Genomic DNA, 3,431 nt, shown 5'->3' on the forward strand with positions numbered 1-3,431 from the left:
GGGCAACATCGTCGGCAACTACTACATCAAGCGACTCGGCGGCGCGGCCAAGGTCGGCAAGTTCGCCGCCATCGCACCGCCGTGGCTGGGCACCAACGCCCTGGGCGCGGGCGACATCGCCGCCTACAGCCGTGCGCTCGGCGCGGGTCCCGCCTTCGACGCGGTCGCCACGTCGCTGTGCCAGGCCTGCGGGCAGATGCTCACCGGCGACGAGTTCATGGCCGCGCTCAATGCCGACGGCGTCTACGACCCGCAGGTCAGCTACACCAATATCGTCACCACTCTCGACGAACTGGTCGTCCCGCACACCTCGGGCCTGGTCCCCGCGCCCAACGCCACCTCCCACGTCGTCCAGGACGGCTGCGCCCAGGACTACTCCGAGCACATGGCCATCGCGGGCAGCCCGCGCGCCGCAGGTCACGTCCTCAATGCCCTGGATCCGGCCCGTCAGGCCCCGGTTCCGTGCGAGTTTGTACCGCCGTTCACCGGGTAGTGCCGTCATCGGTTCGACATATTTCGCTGTAGGCAAAACTCGGAGGGAAACGAATGCCGCGACGTGCGCGTTATGAGTGAATGACCATGTTGCCGCCGGTCATCAATAGGGTGGACCGGCGGCGGCGGAATCCCCTGCCAACTAGAGTGGATGGCGGGGGCCGCAACCCCCGGGCTTCATGGCAGGCTGACGGCGACAGTTGTCGGTCCGACGCCCTAGGTTGTACCGAGCACACTGCGGCGTCTGTTGCCAGAATGTCGGAGCAGGAGAGTGAGGGAGCGATGTTCGAGAGGTTCACCGACCGCGCGAGGCGTGTCGTTGTCCTGGCCCAAGAAGAGGCCCGGATGCTCAACCACAACTACATCGGCACCGAGCACATCCTGCTTGGGTTGATCCACGAGGGCGAGGGCGTGGCGGCGAAGTCGCTGGAGTCCCTTGGCATCTCGCTGGAGGGTGTGCGCAGCCAGGTCGAGGAGATCATCGGTCAGGGCCAGCAGGCGCCGTCCGGTCACATCCCCTTCACCCCGCGCGCCAAGAAGGTGCTGGAGCTGAGCCTGCGCGAGGCGCTGCAGCTCGGCCACAACTACATCGGTACCGAGCACATCCTGCTCGGGCTCATCCGCGAGGGCGAGGGCGTCGCCGCCCAGGTTCTGGTCAAGCTCGGTGCCGACCTGAACCGCGTCCGTCAGCAGGTCATCCAGCTGCTGTCCGGGTACCAGGGCAAGGAGCCCGTCGAGGGTTCCGGCTCGCGCGGTGAGGCGGGCACTCCGTCCACTTCGCTGGTGCTCGACCAGTTCGGCCGCAACCTCACTCAGGCCGCGCTCGAGGGCAAGCTCGACCCCGTCATCGGCCGCTCGAAGGAAATCGAGCGCGTGATGCAGGTGCTGAGCCGCCGCACCAAGAACAACCCGGTCCTGATCGGTGAGCCCGGTGTCGGTAAGACCGCCGTCGTCGAGGGCCTGGCGCAGGCCATCGTCAACGGCGAGGTCCCCGAGACCCTCAAGGACAAGCAGCTCTACACCCTCGACCTGGGTTCCCTGGTCGCGGGCAGCCGCTACCGCGGTGACTTCGAAGAGCGCCTGAAGAAGGTGCTCAAGGAGATCAACACCCGCGGCGACATCATCCTGTTCATCGACGAGCTGCACACGCTCGTCGGCGCTGGTGCTGCCGAAGGCGCCATCGACGCTGCCTCGATCCTGAAGCCGAAGCTGGCCCGTGGCGAGCTGCAGACCATCGGCGCGACCACCCTCGACGAGTACCGCAAGTACATCGAGAAGGACGCCGCCCTGGAACGCCGCTTCCAGCCGGTGCAGGTCGGCGAGCCGACCGTCGAGCACACCATCAACATCCTCAAGGGTCTGCGCGACCGCTACGAGGCGCACCACCGGGTGTCCATCACCGACGGTGCCCTGGTCGCCGCCGCGACGCTGGCCGATCGCTACATCAACGACCGGTTCCTGCCGGACAAGGCGATCGACCTCATCGACGAGGCGGGCGCGCGCATGCGCATCCGCCGGATGACCGCCCCGCCGGACCTGCGCGAGTTCGACGACAAGATCGCCGACGCGCGCCGCGAGAAGGAAAGCGCGATCGACGCGCAGGACTTCGAGAAGGCCGCGCGCCTGCGGGACAAGGAGAAGCAGCTCGTCGCCAAGCGCGCCGAGCGGGAGAAGCAGTGGCGTTCCGGTGACCTGGACGTCGTGGCCGAGGTCGACGACGAGCAGATCGCGGAGGTGCTGGCCAACTGGACCGGTATCCCCGTCTTCAAGCTCACCGAGGAGGAGACCACCCGTCTGCTCCGCATGGAGGACGAGCTGCACAAGCGGATCATCGGCCAGGAGGATGCCGTCAAGGCCGTCTCCAAGGCGATCCGCCGCACTCGCGCCGGCCTGAAGGATCCGAAGCGTCCGTCCGGCTCGTTCATCTTCGCCGGCCCGTCCGGTGTCGGTAAGACCGAGCTGTCCAAGGCGCTGGCGAACTTCCTGTTCGGCGACGACGACGCGCTCATCCAGATCGACATGGGCGAGTTCCACGACCGCTTCACCGCGTCTCGCCTGTTCGGTGCCCCTCCCGGGTACGTGGGCTACGAGGAGGGCGGCCAGCTCACCGAGAAGGTGCGGCGCAAGCCGTTCTCGGTTGTGCTGTTCGACGAGATCGAGAAGGCGCACCAGGAGATCTACAACACCCTCCTGCAGGTGCTCGAGGACGGCCGTCTCACCGACGGTCAGGGTCGTACGGTCGACTTCAAGAACACCGTGCTGATCTTCACCTCGAACCTGGGCACCTCCGACATCTCCAAGGCCGTCGGCCTTGGCTTCACCCAGTCCAACGCCGAGGGCTCGAACTACGAGCGGATGAAGCTCAAGGTCAACGACGAGCTGAAGAAGCACTTCCGCCCCGAGTTCCTCAACCGCATCGACGACGTGATCGTCTTCCACCAGCTCACCAGCGAGCAGATCGTGATGATGGTGGACCTGATGATCGCCCGCCTCGCCAAGCAGCTGAAGAACAAGGATATGGAGATCGAGCTGACCGGTCAGGCCAAGAGCCTGCTCGCCAAGCGCGGTTTCGACCCGGTTCTCGGTGCTCGTCCGCTGCGTCGCACGATCCAGCGCGAGATCGAGGACCTGCTCTCGGAGAAGATCCTCTACGGCGAGATCGGCGCAGGCCAGACCATCGTGGTCGATGTCGAGGGCTGGAACGGCGAGGGCCAGGGCGAGGACGCCAAGTTCACCTTCACCGGCAAGGCGAAGCTGACCAAGGCGCCCGCGGGCGAGAACAAGCCCGAGGTCGTCCTGACCGGCGCTGCCGAGGGCCCCACGCCCGAGGTCGCCTCCGGCGAGTAAAAATCTGCACCGAAAAGCCCGCCCCCGGAACGGCGGTTTCAAGGGGTCGTCGCAACACCGATGGTTAAACGGTAAGTAGATCACGCAGACGC

1 protein-coding gene and 1 pseudogene are annotated in these 3,431 nt (G+C 66.2%); both read left to right on the forward strand.

Features of this window, described 5'->3' with window-relative positions; genetic code table 11:
* Positions 1-493 (forward strand): annotated as a pseudogene (locus tag ACFWPJ_RS28250) (lipase); the annotation flags it as partial.
* 281 nt (positions 494-774) lie between these two features.
* Complete coding sequence (locus ACFWPJ_RS28255) at positions 775-3,339, forward strand: ATP-dependent Clp protease ATP-binding subunit (protein ID WP_378855850.1); 2,565 nt, start codon at positions 775-777, stop codon at positions 3,337-3,339.
* Positions 3,340-3,431: the final 92 nt, after the last annotated feature.

The sequence above is a fragment of the Nocardia sp. NPDC058497 genome (assembly GCF_042720195.1).
Classification (GTDB): Bacteria; Actinomycetota; Actinomycetes; order Mycobacteriales; family Mycobacteriaceae; genus Nocardia.

Bases quoted from the DNA above. Each gene is read 5' to 3' on its own strand.
- ACFWPJ_RS28255 (WP_378855850.1), top strand. From the start codon at position 775: ATGTTCGAGAGGTTCACCGACCGCGCGAGGCGTGTCGTTGTCCTGGCC.